The sequence below is a fragment of the Paracidovorax wautersii genome, from assembly GCF_900113035.1.
In the GTDB taxonomy this organism is placed as follows: domain Bacteria; phylum Pseudomonadota; class Gammaproteobacteria; order Burkholderiales; family Burkholderiaceae_C; genus Paracidovorax; species Paracidovorax wautersii.
In genome coordinates this window covers 38763-54663 of record NZ_FONX01000017.1, presented here as the reverse complement: position 1 = coordinate 54663, position 15901 = coordinate 38763, and the positions used below count along the sequence as shown (strand labels likewise).

Sequence of the window (15901 nt, the reverse complement as noted above, 5' to 3'; positions counted from 1 at the left end):
CTCATCACCATGCTCTACAAATTCAAATCCCGCGCCACCGCCGACGTGATCATGCTGGAGGCCAATGCCCGGCAGCTGCTGCAGATCATCGGCAAATCGCCCGACGCGCACGGCATCGTCACCCTGGCGCAGATCCCGGCGGCCCTGCAGGCGCTGGAGGCCGCGGTCTCGGAGGACCAGTCCCGTTCCAAGGACTCCGCGGAGGACGAGGGCGAGGAGGGCGCCGGCGGCGACAAGGCCGCTGCCGCCGTGCACCTGCACCAGCGCGCCGCGCCGCTGATCGACATGCTGCGCCGCAGCGCTGCCGAGAAGGCCGACGTCATCTGGTGATCCGGCGGCGAGCAGCGGTTCGCCGCTGCAGCCTCGCAGGCGCAAAAAAGCCGCCTGGCACCGGGGTGCGCAGGCGGCCGATGGCTTTCGGTCCGGTGGTCAGTCGGCGTAGGTGCCGGCGGCCTTGATGATCGGGCCCCACTTGGCGATCTCGGCCTGCACGAACTTCTTGTGTTCGGCGGGCTCGACGCGCTTGTCGGCCACCACCACGGCGCCCAGGCCTTCCTGCTTCTTGATGAAGTCCGGGTCCTTCACGGCGGCCTTGACGGCCTCGTTCAGCTTGGCCAGCACCGGCGCGGGCGTGCCCTTGGGCGCGTAGAGGCCGTGCCAGATGGTCACCTCGAAGTTCGGCAGGCCCGATTCGGCCAGCGTGGGCAGGTCCTTGAGCGAGGGCGTCTTCAGGCGCTGCGCCGTGCTCACGGCATAGGCCTTGACCTTCTTGGCCTCGATCTGCGAGGTGGTGTTGGTGGTCTGGTCGCACAGCAGGTCGATCTGGCCGCCGATCAGGTCGGTGATGGCCGGCGCCGTGCCCTTGTAGGCGATGGTGGTCATCTCGACCTTGGTGGCGCTCTGGAACAGCAGGCCGCACAGGTGCGAGGCGGCGCCCAGGCCCGCGTTGCCCAGGTTGATCTTGCCCTTGTTCTGCTCGATCCAGGTCGCCAGTTCCTTGTAGTTGTTGGCCGGCAGCGTGGGGCGGCCGATCAGCGTCATGGGCACGTCGTTCACGATGCCCAGGTACTCGAAGTCGTTGGGCACGCTGAACGGCAGCTTGCGGTAGAGCGCGGGCATGGTGGCCATGCCGATGTGGTTGAGCAGCAGCGTGTAGCCGTCGGGCGTGGCACGCGCGGCCTTGGCCGTGCCGATGGTGCTGCCGGCGCCGGCGGCGTTGTCGATCACCACGCTGACGCCGCCCAGCGGCTTGCGCAGGGCTTCGGCCAGGTCGCGCGCCACGCGGTCGGTGGGGCCGCCGGCAGCGAAGGGCACCACGATGGTGACCGTACGGTCCTTGGCCGGAAAGTCCTGGGCGGAGGCGCCGAAAGCCACGGTGGCAGCGATGGCGGACAGGGCGAATTGGATCGGCTTGTTCATGATGCTCCTACAGAAAAGAGGCGCCATGATGTCACCCGCCCCAGCCCTTGGCATTAAGGTAATCACTAGCCGCAGGGGCATTAGTATTTAAATGTTTTCGCCCTGGAGCGCTTGTATTTGCTGGGCCTGATGCTATTGAAAGCGGAGCATGTGGGTTCTACGTATAAGCAGGCGATGTGCGCGGGAACGTACCGCGAACGGGGCCCGGGCCGCCGCTCGCTAGCTAGCTAGCGGTAGCTGCGCGCGTCCTCGATCACGCGGCCATCGTTGGGCAGGGAGCCGGGCGGCGTGACCTGCACCTCGCAGCGCAGCTTGGTCACCTCGCGCACGGCGGCGGCGAGCTGCTCGGCCAGGCCGCCGGAGGTTTCGGCCGATTCGACCCGCAGCAGCATCTGGTCGTTGGCCATCTCGCCGCTCACCACCAGCCGCGCGCGCAGCACCTGCGGAAAGCGCTTGGCCACGGCGGCGATCTGGCCGGGGTGCACGAACATGCCGCGCACCTTGGTGGTCTGGTCGGCGCGGCCCAGCCAGCCGCGGATGCGCGTGTTGGTGCGGCCGGTGGGGCAGGGCCCGGGCAGCACGGCAGAGAGGTCGCCGGTGCCGAAGCGGATCAGCGGGTAGTCGGGGTTGAGCGTGGTGACCACCACCTCGCCGACCTCGCCTTCGGGCACCGGGTCGCCGGTGCCCGGGCGCACGATCTCCACGATCACGCCTTCGTCGAGCACCAGGCCTTCGCGGGCGCTGGTCTCGTAGGCCACCAGGCCCAGGTCGGCCGTGGCGTAGCACTGGTAGCCGGCCACGCCGCGCTCGGCGAACCAGTCGCGCAGCGAGGGCGGGAAGGCCTCGCCCGACACCAGCGCCTTGGCCAGGCTGGGCAGGGCCACACCCAGCTCGGCGGCCTTTTCCAGAATGATCTTGAGAAAGCTCGGCGTGCCCGCGTAGCCGGCCGGGCGCAGGTCGGCCATGGCCTGCACCTGCTGCTCGGTCTGGCCGGTGCCGCCTGCGAACACGGTGCAGCCCAGCGCCTGCGCGCCGCTTTCCATCATCGAGCCGGCCGGAACGAAGTGGTAGCTGAAGCTGTTGTGGACCAGCTCGCCTGCGCGAAAGCCCGCCGCGTGCAGCGCCCGCGCCATGCGCCAGTAGTCGCGCCGCGTGCCTTCGGGCTCGTAGATCGTGCCGGGGCTGGCGAAGACGCGCGGCATGCCCGCGCCGAAGGCCAGCGCGCTGAAGCCGCCGAACACGTCGCGCGCGCGCTGCGCCTGCTGGCGCTCCAGCAGCTCGTGCTTGCGCGTGACGGGCAGCCGGGCCAGCGCCTGGCGGCTGGCGACGTCGCCCGCCTCCACGCCCGCCAGGATCTCGGCGAACGCGGCCGAGCGCCGCTGCGCCTGCGCGATCTGCCCGGGCAGCGCGGCCAGCAGCGCGGCCTCGCGCTCCTGCGGGGGGCGGGTCTCCAGGACGTCGTGGAAGGTGCTCATGCCGGAACTCCTGCGTGGGTCTTTAATGAATCGGCCGCTGGCGCTTGTCCGTCAAGCGCGAGTTGCTATGGAAATTGAAAGGATGGCTAAAGCCACATGGCACTGCATTCACCGCCGCACGGCCCCAGGCCAGGGCCGCCGTGGATCTGGCTTTGCCAGTCCACTGGCGGCGTCCCCCTTCCCGGATCGCGCAGCGAGCCGAGAGAAGGGGGAAGGCGCGCAGCGCCTCAGGGGGATGAACACCTCCTCTAGGCCAGCCACCGCTTGCGCCGCTTGTAGCTCTTGACGTCGCGGAAGCTCTTGCGCTCGCCGCCGCCCATGCCCAGGTAGAACTCCTTGACGTCCTCGTTGCTGGCCAGATCGACGGCCGCGCCGTCCATCACCACGCGGCCGCTTTCCATGATGTAGCCGTAGTCGGCGTACTTCAGCGCCATGCCGGTGTTCTGCTCGGCCAGCAGGAAGGTCACTTTCTCCCGGGCGTTCAGGTCTTTGACGATGTGGAACACCTCATCGACGATCTGCGGCGCCAGGCCCATGGAGGGTTCGTCCAGCAGCACCATGCTCGGATTGGCCATCAGTGCGCGGCCGATGGCGCACATCTGCTGCTCGCCGCCCGAGGTGTAGGCCGCCTGCGACGTGCGGCGGGTCTTCAGGCGCGGAAAGTAGGTGTACACCTTCTCCAGATTGGCCGCGATCTCGGCGCGGTCGGTGCGGGTGTACGAGCCCGTCATCAGGTTCTCTTCGATGGTCAGGTGGGCGAAGCAGTGGCGCCCCTCCATCACCTGCACCACGCCACGCCGCACCAGATCGACGGGCGAGAGGTTCTCGATGCGCTCGCCGCGCAGCTCGATGCTGCCCTTGGTGACCGCGCCGCGCTGGCCCTGCAGCAGACTGGAGATGGCGCGCAGCGTGGTGGTCTTGCCCGCGCCGTTGCCGCCCAGCAGGGCGACGATGCCGCCTTCGGGCACCTGCAGCGACACGCCCTTGAGCACCAGGATCACGTGGTTGTAGATGACCTCGATGCCGTTGACGTTCAGGACGATGTTCTTGGGTTCCATGGTGTTGCCTTCGCTGTGCCAATCGGAAGGGCTGCCGTGCAGCGCTTTCGGCTGGCGGCTGTAAAACAGCCTGGAAAACCGGCGCGGACCACGCCAGCAGACGCCGCAGAAGCGGCTTTGCCGGGCTGCTGGCGTCGTCCCTCTTCCCTCGGCGCGCAGCGCCAAGAGAGAAGAGAAGGGAGAAGGCGCGCAGCGCCTCAGGGGGTTGATCTCAAGACTGGCAGTCGGCCGCGTCGCGCCGCGTCATCTTCTTGTCGGCCAGGTACTTGTCGGAGCCGGCCTTGATCATGGGTTTCAGGATCTGCTCGTCCGCCTGGTACCAGTCGGAGGAGAAGTTCCACTTCTTGCCGTCCCAGGTGTGCACGCGGGCCCAGGTCGATCCCATGTGGTCGGAGCAACTCGTGGACAGAGGCCGCATGATGTCGGTGAAGCCCAGCGCGTCAAGCCGCTTCTGGTCGAGCGCCAGGTTCTCCATGCCCCAGCGCACCTGCTCGCCCGTCATGACCTTGCCCTTGCCGAAGCGCTCCTGCGCGCGGCGCACGGACTCCACGGCCAGCATCTGGATGATCACGCCGCGCGTGTACAGCACCGAGCCCACTTCGTCCTTCGGCCCTGTGCCCTGGCCCTTGTCGTGCACGTTCTTCAGGATGTCCTGGATCACCTTGGACTGCGTGCCGTAGCCGTTCAGCGCCAGCGCGTGGTAGCCCTTGGCGCCTTCGCCCACGTCGCGCACATCGGGCTCGGCACCGGCCCACCACACGCCATAGAGCTTGTCGCGGGGGAAACCCGTGGCCTGCGCTTCTTTCAGCGCTGTGGAGTTCATCACGCCCCAGCCCCACAGAAGCACGTAGTCGGGGCGGCTCTGGCGCACCTGCAGCCAGGTGGCTTTCTGCTCGACGCCAGGGGCGGTCACGGGCAGCATCTGCAGCTCGAAGCCGTGCATCTTGGCGCGTTCCTGCAGCACGGGAATGGGCTCCTTGCCGAACGGGCTGTCGTGATAGACCAGCGCGATCTTCTTGCCCTTGAGTTTGTCCAGTCCGCCGGCCTGCTTGCCGATGTGCTGGATCAGGATGTCCGCGCCCGTCCAGTAGCTGCCCATGAAGGGGAAGTTCCACTTGAAGGCCATCCCGTCCTGCGCGACCGACAGGCCGTAGCCCAGCGTCATCAGCGGGATCTTGTCCACCGGGGCTTTTTCGGTCAGGGCGAAGGTGATGCCGGTGGCCTGCGGGTCGAACAGCGCCACGCCGGGGCGGCTCTTCAGGCGCTCATAGCACTCCACGCCGCGGTCGGTGGCGTAGCCGGTCTCGCATTCCTCGAACGTGAGCTTGACGCCGTTCACGCCGCCGTCCCGGGCGTTGATCATCTTGATGTAGTCCTGCTTGCCGTTGGCCCACGGCACGCCGTTGGGCGCATACGGCCCTGTGCGGTACGACAGCAGTGGAAAGAACTGCTCCTTGGCCTGCGCGAAGGCGCTGGTCGCCACGGACACACTGCCTGCCGCCACGAGGGCAGCGATCACGAGTTTCGAAAGCTTCATTTGTCTCTCCTTGGAAATTGAATGGTCTGAAGCACGGGGGGAATGGGCAAGCCTTTCAGTCCAGCGGGCGCGGTACATCGGCGGGACGCCGAACAAGCGCCGCCCCGCAGCGAGGGCGTCGTCCCCCTTCCCGCGTAGCGAGAGAAGGGGGGCGCGAAGCGACTCAGGGTGGTGTGTCATGTCAGTGCGGGAAGGGCCAGAGGCGCAGCTTCTGCTTGGCCGTGGACCACAGCTTGGCCAGGCCGTGCGGCTCGACGATGAGGAACCACACGATGAGCGCGCCGAAGATCATCAGCTCGGCATGCGACACGCCGGCCGTGGAGATGCCGATGCCGAACAGGCTGAGCAGTGCCGGCAGGAACTGGTTGAGCACGATGGGCAGCACCACGATGAACGCCGCACCGAAGAAGCCGCCCATGATCGAGCCCAGTCCGCCGATGATCACCATGAACAGCAGCCGGAAGGACACCTCGACCGAGAACGCTGCAGGCTCCCACGCACCCAGGTGCACGAAGGCCCACAGCGCGCCGGCCATGCCGACGATGAACGAGCTGACAGCGAAGGCGCTGAGCTTGGCGTACATGGGGCGGATGCCGATCACTGCGGCGGCCACGTCCATGTCGCGGATGGCCATCCACTCGCGGCCCACCGCGCCGCGCACCAGGTTCTTGGCCAGCAGCGCCACCACCACGAGCAGGGCCAGGCAGAAGAGGTACTTGGACTGCGCGCTCTCGATGGGCATGCCGAGCACCTGCAGTCCGTTGACCGACACCGAGCCCGAGTCGGAATGGTTGGTGAACCACTTGATGCGCAGGAACATCCAGTCGCTGAAGAACTGCGCTGCCAGCGTCGCCACTGCAAGGTACAGCCCCTTCACGCGCAGGCTCGGCAGCCCGAAGAGGATGCCGAAGAACGTGGCGCACAGCCCGCCCAGCACGATGGCGGGAATGAGCGGCAGGCCCGGCAGCCGCACGAAGAAGTTGTAGGCCCCGTAGGCGCCCACGGCCATGAATGCACCGGAGCCCAGCGAGATCTGCCCGCAGTAGCCCACGAGGATGTTCACCCCCAGCGCCGCCATCGACATGATGACCAGCGGGATCAGGATGGCGCGGAAGAAATAATCGCTTGCCAGCATCGGCACGGCGACGAAGGCCACCGCCAGCAGCACCGCGATGGCGATGCGGTCCTGCGCGATGGGAAAGATCTGCTGGTCGGCGCGGTAGCTCGTCTTGAACTGGCCGTTTTCGCGGTAGATCATGGCGTGTCTCCTGTGTTCTGGTCGTTATGGGTTACACGCGGTCAATGATCTTCTCTCCGAACAAGCCCTGGGGCCTGAAGAGGAGGAAGACCAGCGCCAGCACATACGCGAACCAGATCTCGATGCCCCCGCCCACGAACGGTCCCAGGTACACCTCGGATAGCTTCTCGCCCACGCCGATGATCAGCCCGCCCAGGATGGCGCCCGGCACCGAGGTGAGGCCGCCCAGGATCACCACTGGCAGTGCGCGCAGCGCCACCGTGGTGAGCGAGAACTGCACGCCCAGCTTGCTGCCCCAGATCATTCCGGCCACCAGCGCCACCACGCCCGCCACGCACCACACGATCACCCAGATGCGGTTGAGCGGAATGCCGATGGACTGCGCCGCCTGGTGGTCGTCCGCCACGGCGCGCAGCGCGCGGCCGGTGGAGGTCTTCTGGAAGAAGACGCTCAGCAGGATCACCAGGCCGGCGGCGATGGCGGCGGCGATCACGTCTTCCTTGTTGATAAGTACGCCGCCTTCGAAGATCGAATCGAACGCGAAGATCGGCTCCTTGGGCATGCCGATGTCGATCTTGTAGATGTCGCTGCCGAAAATCGTCTGGCCCAGGCCTTCCAGGAAGTAGGTGATGCCCAGCGTCGCCATGAGCAGGGTAGCGCCTTCCTGGTTCACCAGATGGCGCAGCACCAGACGTTCGATGCACCAGGCCACGATGAACATGAGCGCGCCCGCCAGGATGAAGGCCACGACGCCGGCGAAAAGGGCGCTCTCGATGCCGGTCCACTTCGGAATCCATTCCGAGAGCCGCGCCATCGCGAGCGCGGCGAACAGCACCATCGCCCCCTGCGCGAAGTTGAAGACGCCCGAGGCTTTGTAGATCAGCACGAAGCCCAGCGCCACCAGCGAATACAGCATGCCGGCCATGAGGCCGCCGATGAGGGTTTCCAGAAAGAATGCCATGGTGGTCCTCAGTGCGATGTGCCGAGATAGGCGCTGATCACGTCTTCGTTTCTGCGCACTTCGTCCGGCGTGCCGTCGCCGATCTTCTTGCCGTAATCCAGCACGACCACGCGGTCGGAGATGTCCATCACCACGCCCATGTCGTGCTCGATGAGCACGATGGTGGTGCCGAACTCGTCGTTCACGTCGAGCACGAAGCGGCACATGTCCTGCTTTTCCTCGACGTTCATGCCCGCCATCGGCTCGTCCAGCAGCAGCACCTGCGGCTCCATGGCGAGGGCGCGGCCCAGGTCCACGCGCTTTTGCAGGCCGTAGGGCAGCTGGCCCACGGGGGTCTTGCGCCAGGCCTGGATCTCCAGGAAGTCGATGATGTGTTCGACGAATTCGCGGTGGCGGATCTCCTCGTGCTCGGCCGGCCCCCAGCGCAGCGCCTGCAGCAGCAGGTTGCTTTTGATCTTCAGGTTGCGGCCCGACATGATGTTGTCGATCACGCTCATGCCCTTGAAGAGCGCCAGGTTCTGGAAGGTGCGCGCCACGCCCATCTCGGCCACCTGGCGGCTGTTCATGTGCGAGAAGGTCTGGCCGCGGAAGGTGATGGAGCCTTCCTGCGGCGCATAGACGCCGTTGATGCAGTTGAGCATGGAGCTCTTGCCCGCGCCGTTGGGGCCGATGATGGCGCGGATCTCGTGCTCGCGCACGTCGAACGAGATGTCGGTCAGCGCCTTCACGCCGCCGAACCGCAGGCTGATGTTGCGCACGTCGAGGATGACGTCGCCGATCTTCTTGGGTGTGGTCATGGGGGCCGTCGTTGCGGTGCTTGATGGGGGCGCGTCAGGCGGCGCGCTGCGCGGCAGCGGGGGAGGTGCGGGCGTCGGCCAGCTGCAGCGTGGCGCTGACGCTGCCCTTGCGGCCGTCCTCGAACTTCACCTGCGTCTCGATGAACTGCTCGGTGCGGCCGGCGTAGAGCGCATCGACCAGCACGCCGTATTTCTCGGCCACGAACTTGCGGCGCACCTTGCGGGTGCGGGTCAGCTCGTCGTCGTCCGGGTCCAGCTCCTTGTGCAGCACGAGGAAGCGCGCCACCTGCGTGTCGGCCATGCCGGGCTCGGCGGCGAGGTCGGCATTCACCTGGGCGATGCAGTCGCCGATGAGCGCGATCACCTGCGGCTTGGCCGCCAGATCGACGTAGCCGCCGTAGGGCAGGCCCTGGCGCTCGGCCCAGTTGCCCACGGCCTCGAAGTCGATGTTGACGAAGGCGCAGACCTGATCGCGCCCGTGGCCGAAGCACACGGCCTCCTTGATGTACGGGAAGAACTTGAGCTTGTTCTCGATGTAGTTGGGCGCGAACATGGCGCCGCCCGCCAGCCGGCCCACGTCCTTGGCGCGGTCGATGATGCGCAGCTGGCCGGCGGCATCGATCACGCCCGCATCGCCGGTGCGGAACCAGCCGGCCGCGTCGATCACCTCGGCCGTGGCGTCGGGGCGCTTGTAGTACTCCTTGAGCACCGACACGCCCTTGACCAGCACCTCGCCGTTGTCGGCGATCTTCAGCTCGATGCCCGGCGCCGCCGAGCCCACGGTGTTCAGCTGCACCTGCCCGTTACGCTGGATGCAGACGTAGGCGCAGGTCTCGGTCTGGCCGTAGAGCTGCTTGAGGTTCACGCCGATGGAGCGGAAGAAGCGGAACAGGTCCGGCCCGATGGCCGCACCCGCCGTGTAGGCCACGCGGATGCGCGACAGGCCCATCACGTTGCGCAGCGGGCCGTAGATGGCCGCGTCGGCGAGCGCGTAGCAGAAGCGGTCCCAGCCGCCCACGGGCTTGCCGTCGAGCAGGTCGGCGCCCACGCGGCGCGCCAGCGCCATGCAGCGCTCGAACAGCCAGCGCTTGGGGGCCGAGGCGTCTTCCATGCGGATGGAGACCGAGGTCAGCATGCCCTCGAACACGCGCGGCGGCGCGAAGTAGTAGGTGGGGCCGATCTCGCGCAGGTCGATCTGCACCGTGGCCGCCGATTCGGGGCAGTTGATGGTGAAGCCCGCCACCAGCCACTGCGCGGTGGAGAAAAGGTGGTCGCCCACCCAGGCCGGCGGCAGGTACGAGATCACGTTGTCGGCGGGCGAGAGGCCGTCCACCTCCACGCCGCCGCGCGCCGAGGCGATGAAGCTCGCATGCGTCTGGCACACGCCCTTGGGCTGGCCGGTGGTGCCCGAGGTGTAGAGGATCACCGACACGTCATCGGGCTCCACCTGCGCGGCCAGGGCTTCCCAGGCGCCGGGGTGCTCGCGGTCCCAGGCGGCGCCCAGGGCCAGCAGCTCGGCCGTGCTGACGAGGCCCGGCTGGTCGTAGTGGCGCAGGCCGCGCGGGTCGTCGTAGATGATGTGGGCGATGCCCGGCACCGATTCGCGCACTTCGAGCAGCTTGTCCACCTGCTCCTGGTTCTCGGCGAAGGCGAAGGCCACGTCCGCGTCCTGCATGACGAACACCATCTCGGCGGCCACCGCGTCCTGGTAGAGCGGGATCGGCACGCCGCCCACGCTCTGCACGGCGACGAAGCCCAGATAGACGTGCGGCCGGTTGTCGCTCACGAACGCCAGGTTCTGCCCCCGCTCGAAACCCAGCGCGCGCAGGCCGCAGGCCATGTGGCGCACCGTGCTCGCGGCCTCGCGCCAGGTCCGGGTCTGCCAGATGCCGTATTCCTTCTCGCGCAGCGCCGGCGCGTCGGGGCGCTCGGCGGCATGGCGCAGCAGCAGGTGGGGGAACGTGGTCGTCATTCCGGCTCCTATGGGTGGGGTGGGGGGCGTGCCGGGCCGCAAGGCCGGGGCCGCCGCAGTGCGGGGGAGGGGCAGTCCGCAGACTTCCTGCCCTGCGTGAACCCATGGTAGGAACCACTTTGACGCCAACCTGTCTTCGCAACGACAATTTGCGGGAAACACCTGACGGGTCTAACCCTGCACTGCAGCGCAGCAGGCGCGGGGCCGCTCCCGGGCGATCCGCCATGCGACAGCGGTATCCTCGCGGCCCATGTACGCCCCGTTCTTCGGCCTCGAGCACGCGCCGTTCTCCATCGCGCCGGACCCCCGCTATCTCTTCATGAGCGACCGCCACCGCGAGGCGCTCGCCCACCTGCTCTACGGCCTCGATGCAGGCGGCGGCTTCGTGCTGCTGACCGGCGAGATCGGCACCGGCAAGACCACCGTGTGCCGGTGCTTCCTGGAGCAGATCCCGGCGCACTGCAACGTCGCCTACATCTTCAACCCCAAGCTCACGGCCACCGAGCTGCTGCGCTCCATCTGCGACGAGTTCGGCGTGGCCCACGCCCCGGCCGTGCCGGGCGCGGAAACCGTCAAGGACTGCCTGGACCCGCTCAACGCCTTCCTGCTGGCGCAGCACGCGGCCGGGCGCAACAACGTGCTCATCATCGACGAGGCGCAGAACCTCGCGCCCGACGTGCTGGAGCAGCTGCGCCTGCTGACCAACCTGGAGACCAGCGAGCGCAAGCTGCTGCAGATCATCCTGATCGGCCAGCCCGAGCTGCGCGGCATGGTCGCCAGCCCCGAGCTGGAGCAGCTGGCGCAGCGCGTGATCGCGCGCTTCCACCTCGACGCGCTCAGCGCGCAGGAAACCGCCCAGTACATCGCCCACCGCCTGGGCGTGGCGGGCCTGGCCGGGCCGCTGCCCTTCGACCGGCGCGCCCTGCAGCGCGTGCACCGGCTGGCGCGCGGCGTGCCCCGCCGCATCAACCTGCTGTGCGACCGCGCCCTGCTGGGCGCCTACGCGGCCGGCGTGCGCGTGGTGACCGACGCCACCGTGCGCCGTGCCGCGCGCGAGGTGTTCGGCGCCGCGCCGGGGCCGGCCGCCCATCGCCCCCGCCGCTGGCCCGCCGCCGCGGTGGGCGCCGTGGGCGCGCTGGCCGGCGCGGCGGTGGTGGCTGCGGGCGTCTGGGCCTGGCAGGCGCATGGGCCTTCTGCATCGGCGGCATCGCCGGCACCGTCTGCAAAAGCAGCTGCCGCCCTGGCCGGCGCCTCGGCACCGGCTTCCGCCGCATCGGCCGCCGCCTCCGCGGCGCAGGGGCTGGAGGCCTTCCTGGCAGCGCAGCCGGCGGGCGAGGGCACGGCCTGGGCCGATCTGGCCCGCGCCTGGGGGGCGGCACCACCCGCGGGTACCGCCGCCGCCCAGGGCGATGACTGCCCGGCCTGGCTGGCATCGGCGCGCCTGGCCTGCCACGCCGTGCCGCGCGCCAGCCTGAGCCTGCTGCGCCAGCTCGACCGGCCTGCGCTGCTGACCCTGCACCCCGCAGGCGGCGCCGCGCCCGTGGCGGCCGTGCTGCGCCATCTGGACGGCAAAGTCGCCACGTTCGAAGGCGCGGGCGGCCACAGCCTGCACGTGCCGGTGGCCGAACTCGCCCAGGTCTGGCGCGGGGAGATGGCCACCCTCTGGCGCGAGCCCGAGGGCGTGACGGCCGGGCGGGACGTGGCCATCCTGCCCGCCGGCCGCGACTGGATCGACCAGCACCTGCCAGCCGAGGCCGCGGGCGGGCGCGACGCCGGCTCGGAGCAGGAGCGCCGCGCGCGCATCCGCCGCTTCCAGGTGGCCCAAGGCCTCACGCCCGACGGCCGTGCCGGGCCGCTCACCCTCATGCAGCTCAACCGCGCCGCCGGCGTGAGCGAACCGCGCCTCAGCACCGGAAACTGAAACACCATGTCCTACATCCTTGATGCGCTGCGGCGCGCCGAAGCCGAACGCGGGCGCGGCGCCGTGCCCGGCCTGCACACCCCGGGCGCTCCGCCTCCGGGCCAGCCCGAGGGGGGCTCGGCCGGCCGCGCGCAGGCCGTGGCGGTGGTCGCCCTGGCCGCGGTCGCTGCGGCGGCACTGGCGGCCAGCGGCATGTGGTGGTGGCAGCGGCCTGCGGCTTCCGCCGCGCGTACCGCGCCCGAGGCCAGTGCCCCCGCTGCCGCGCCGGCACCGGCGCCTGTGGCATCGGCGGCGGTCGTGCCTTCGCCCCCGTCGCCTGCGCCGGCCCCCGCCCCCGTCCCCGCTCCAGCACCTGTCAGGCCACCCGCCGCTCCCCGGCCTGCCGAAAGCCGCCCCGCGCCTGCGCCTTCCGCACCGCCGCAGCCGGCGGCACGGCAGTCCGCTGCGCCCGAGGCCGCACCGGCCCCTGCACCGACCGTGCCCCGGCCCACGCCGGCCCCGGCACCCGCGCGGCCGGCCACCACCGCCGGCACGGTCTTCGCGCCGGGCGATCTGCCGGCCTCGGTGCGCGAGCAGTTACCCACGCTGCAGATCGCCGGGGTCACCTATTCGTCCAACCCGGTCTATCGCATGGCCATCGTCAACGGCCAGGTGCTGCACGAGGGCGACGCCGCCGCGCCCGGCCTCACGCTGGAGCGCGTGGAGCCGGGCCGCACGGTCTGGGCCTTCCAGGGCTACCGCTACGCCGTGCCTTCCAAGTAGCGGCGCGTTGCAGGGCCTATCGGCCTGCAGCCCAGGTTCCGAAAGCGCTGTTTGCTATTGAATTGGTAGCAATCAGCCCTTGGGGCCGGGCCATCGTGGTATTCCCCCATCCGCCCGGGCCGCATCCTGTTCCATGCTCGGGCGCATGAACCAGGATCTTTCCCTGCACCAGCGCCGCCGGGCGCCCTCGTCGCAGGAACTCGCCGGCATTCCGTGGCTGGATGCGCTGCTGCCGCCGGAGCGGGAGAGGGCGGTGCGCGCGCTCTGCGTGGGCGATGCGCTGGTGGGCGACTACGTGTGCCGGGTGGGGCGGCCGGTGACCTACTGGTTCGGCGTGGTGGAGGGGCTTTTGAAGATGAGCACCGACAACGAGCAGGGCCAGACCATGACGTTTGCCGGCATGCCGCCCGGCGGCTGGTTCGGCGAGGGCACGGTGGTCAAGCGCGAGCCCTACCGCTACAACGTGCGTACGCTGCGCCGCAGCGTGGTGGCGGGCCTGCCGCTGGAGACCTTCCACTGGCTGCTCGACCACTCCATCGGCTTCAACCGCTTCGTGATGGGCCAGCTCAACGAGCGGCTGGGCCAGTTCATCGCCGCCCGCGAGATCGACCGCATGACCAACCCCAACCTGCGCGTGGCGCGCAGCCTGGCGGCGCTGTTCAATCCGGTGCTCTATCCCGGTGTGGGCGAGGTGCTGCGCATCACGCAGCAGGAGCTGGCCTATCTGGTGGGGCTGTCGCGCCAGCGCGTGAACGAGGCCCTGGCGGCGCTGGAGGCGCAGGGCGCGATCCGCGTGGAATACGGCGGCCTGCGGGTGCTCGACCTGGCGGCGCTGCGCAGCGCGGACTTCGCCCAGGTTGCCGACGCCCTCGGCACGGGCGCCCGCCGCAGCCGCCGGGCGCGCACGGCTGCTGCGCTGGCGCTCAGCGCCTGCTGAGTTGCGGCCGGGTCGCTGCCGCCGGCTGCAGCCGCATGGCGGGCTGGAATTGGGGCCGCGGCTGCGGCTGCGGTTGAGGCGCCAGGGACAGGCGGGCTTCCCCGTCCTGTGCCGGGTCTCGCGCGAGGCGGAACTGGCCCACCGCGTGCATCAGCCGGTCGGCCTGCTCCTTCAGGCTGGTGGCGGCGGCCGAGCTTTCCTCGACCAGGGCCGCGTTCTGCTGCGTCATGCCGTCGAGTTCGCCCATCGCCTGGCTGACCTGCATCACGCTCTGGCTCTGCGACTGGGCCGAGGCGGTGATCTCGCCCATGATGTCCGAGACGCGGCGCACCGAATCCACCAGTTCGCGGATGGTCTGGCCCGCATGGCCGACGAGGGTGCTGCCCTGGTCCACCTGCTGCCCGCTCGCGAGGATCAGTTCCTTGATCTGCCGCGCGGCGTCGGCCGAACGGCCGGCCAGCGCCCGCACCTCGCTGGCCACCACGGCGAAGCCGCGGCCCTGCTCGCCGGCGCGGGCGGCTTCCACCGCCGCGTTCAGCGCCAGGATGTTGGTCTGGAAGGCGATGCCGTCGATCACCGAGATGATGTCGCCGATCCTGCGCGAACTGGTGCTGATGGTGTCCATGGTGTGCACCACCTGCGCCACCACGTCGCCGCCGCGCGTGGCCGCCTCGGAGGCGGCGGTGGTCATGCGGTGCGCCTGCTGCGAGGCTTCGGCGCTCTGCGTCACGGTGTGCGTGACCTCGCCCAGGGCGGATGCGGCCTGCTGCAGGCTGCGCGAGGTGTGTTCGGTGCGCTGGCTCAGGTCCAGGTTGCCCGAGGCGACTTCGCCGCTCGCGCTCAGGATCGAGCCGGCCGTGGTGCTGATCTCGCCCACCAGCGCGCGCAGGCGGTCCTGCATGGCGGCGATGGCGAGCAGCAGCCGGCCGGTCTCGTCGTGGATGCGGACCTCGACCTGCGAGGTCAGGTCGCCCCGGGCGATGCGCTCGGCCACCACCACGGCGCGGCCGATGGGCTGGGTGATGCTGCGCGTGGCCCGCCAGGCGATCAGGCCGCCCAGCGCCAGGGCCAGCGCCACCAGCAGCGCGCTGGTGAGGCGGGCGCGTTCCTGGGTGGCGGTGGCGGCTTCCACGGCTGCGGCGTTCAGCGTCTGCTGCAGCTGCTCCATCTTGCCCAGCTGCGCGCGCCAGGCGGATTCCAGCGGCGCCACGCGCGTCATCAGGCCCAGTGTGGCGGTGACGGTGTCGCCGTCGGCGATCGCCTTGCCCGTGGCGATCACCTCCGGCTTCACCTTGAGCGCCAGGGCCTGCGTCTCGGCGAACATCTGCTGCTCCGCCGCGGTGGCGCCGTCGTCGCGCAGCAGCGCCTGCAGGCGGGCTTCGTCGCGCGCGTAGCTGTCCAGGGCCTTGGCGGTGGCGGCGATCTGTTCGTTGGCGCGCTGTGGGTCCATCTCCGCGAGCATCGCGGCGGAGCGGCTGTGCAGCCCCATCGCGCTCACGCTGTCCAGCAGGCTGTTGACCAGGCGCGTCTTGGCGGCGCTGGTGGCGGTGATGTACTGCATCTGCGCCTGGATGGAGGACTGCGCCCACAGCCCCACCAGCGCGATGGACAGCACCAGCACCAGCATGCAGCCGAACCCCAGCCACAGGCGCGTGGAGATCGAAAAGGAACGAAGGCGGTTGGAGTCGGACATGTAGGACTTTCGCGGAAATGCAGCCATGGACTGCAGCAAGATGGATGCCTTGATTTTTCGTGCTTTTGTTACAAAGCAAAAGAATCCCCGGACAGCTCCCGACAATGGCAA

Annotated in this window: 13 protein-coding genes; 4 read left to right on the top strand and 9 right to left on the bottom strand. The window is 69.4% G+C overall.

Features of this window, described 5'->3' with window-relative positions:
* Window positions 1–9: 9 nt before the first annotated feature.
* A complete protein-coding gene (locus BM070_RS20170) occupies window positions 10–330 on the top strand; it encodes a DUF1840 domain-containing protein (protein WP_092941258.1) in 321 nt (106 codons plus the stop codon).
* A gap of 99 nt (window positions 331–429) precedes the next feature.
* Here BM070_RS20170 and BM070_RS20165 read toward each other — a convergent pair whose 3' ends face one another.
* The 8 genes from BM070_RS20165 to BM070_RS20130 form a co-directional block, all read right to left on the bottom strand.
* Window positions 430–1419: a tripartite tricarboxylate transporter substrate-binding protein gene (locus BM070_RS20165; protein ID WP_092941256.1), complete on the bottom strand. Its 990-nt coding sequence runs from the start codon at window positions 1417–1419 to the stop codon at window positions 430–432.
* A 227-nt stretch (window positions 1420–1646) separates the two neighbouring features.
* Complete coding sequence (locus BM070_RS20160; RefSeq protein WP_092941254.1) at window positions 1647–2894, bottom strand: phenylacetate--CoA ligase family protein; 1248 nt, start codon at window positions 2892–2894, stop codon at window positions 1647–1649.
* Window positions 2895–3142: 248 nt separating this feature from the next.
* A complete protein-coding gene (locus tag BM070_RS20155; protein WP_092941252.1) occupies window positions 3143–3952 on the bottom strand; it encodes an ABC transporter ATP-binding protein in 810 nt (269 codons plus the stop codon).
* Window positions 3953–4163: 211 nt separating this feature from the next.
* Window positions 4164–5489 carry an ABC transporter substrate-binding protein gene (locus tag BM070_RS20150; RefSeq protein WP_092941250.1) on the bottom strand — a complete coding sequence of 442 codons (1326 nt, stop codon included), beginning with the start codon at window positions 5487–5489 and terminating at the stop codon, window positions 4164–4166.
* Between the two features lie 181 nt (window positions 5490–5670).
* Entirely contained in the window at window positions 5671–6747 is a 1077-nt protein-coding gene (locus tag BM070_RS20145; RefSeq protein ID WP_092941248.1) for a branched-chain amino acid ABC transporter permease, read from the bottom strand.
* A 31-nt stretch (window positions 6748–6778) separates the two neighbouring features.
* Entirely contained in the window at window positions 6779–7708 is a 930-nt protein-coding gene (locus BM070_RS20140; protein WP_092941246.1) for a branched-chain amino acid ABC transporter permease, read from the bottom strand.
* A gap of 8 nt (window positions 7709–7716) precedes the next feature.
* Entirely contained in the window at window positions 7717–8505 is a 789-nt protein-coding gene (locus BM070_RS20135) for an ABC transporter ATP-binding protein (protein ID WP_092941244.1), read from the bottom strand.
* 34 nt (window positions 8506–8539) lie between these two features.
* On the bottom strand, window positions 8540–10477 hold the full coding sequence (locus BM070_RS20130; protein WP_092941242.1) for an AMP-dependent synthetase/ligase: 1938 nt from the start codon (window positions 10475–10477) through the stop codon (window positions 8540–8542).
* A 250-nt stretch (window positions 10478–10727) separates the two neighbouring features.
* On the opposite strand from BM070_RS20130, the gene BM070_RS20125 reads away from it, so the two are divergent.
* The 3 genes from BM070_RS20125 to BM070_RS20115 all read left to right on the top strand — a co-directional run bounded on the left by BM070_RS20125 (window position 10728) and on the right by BM070_RS20115 (window position 14097).
* On the top strand, window positions 10728–12398 hold the full coding sequence (locus BM070_RS20125; protein WP_092941240.1) for an ExeA family protein: 1671 nt from the start codon (window positions 10728–10730) through the stop codon (window positions 12396–12398).
* Window positions 12399–12404: 6 nt separating this feature from the next.
* Complete coding sequence (locus BM070_RS20120) at window positions 12405–13160, top strand: general secretion pathway protein GspB (protein ID WP_092941238.1); 756 nt, start codon at window positions 12405–12407, stop codon at window positions 13158–13160.
* Between the two features lie 145 nt (window positions 13161–13305).
* On the top strand, window positions 13306–14097 hold the full coding sequence (locus BM070_RS20115; RefSeq protein WP_175518562.1) for a Crp/Fnr family transcriptional regulator: 792 nt from the start codon (window positions 13306–13308) through the stop codon (window positions 14095–14097).
* On the opposite strand, the gene BM070_RS20110 is transcribed toward BM070_RS20115, so the two are convergent.
* Complete coding sequence (locus tag BM070_RS20110) at window positions 14084–15790, bottom strand: methyl-accepting chemotaxis protein (RefSeq protein WP_092941234.1); 1707 nt, start codon at window positions 15788–15790, stop codon at window positions 14084–14086. The genes BM070_RS20115 and BM070_RS20110 overlap by 14 nt on opposite strands.
* Window positions 15791–15901 lie beyond the last annotated feature (111 nt).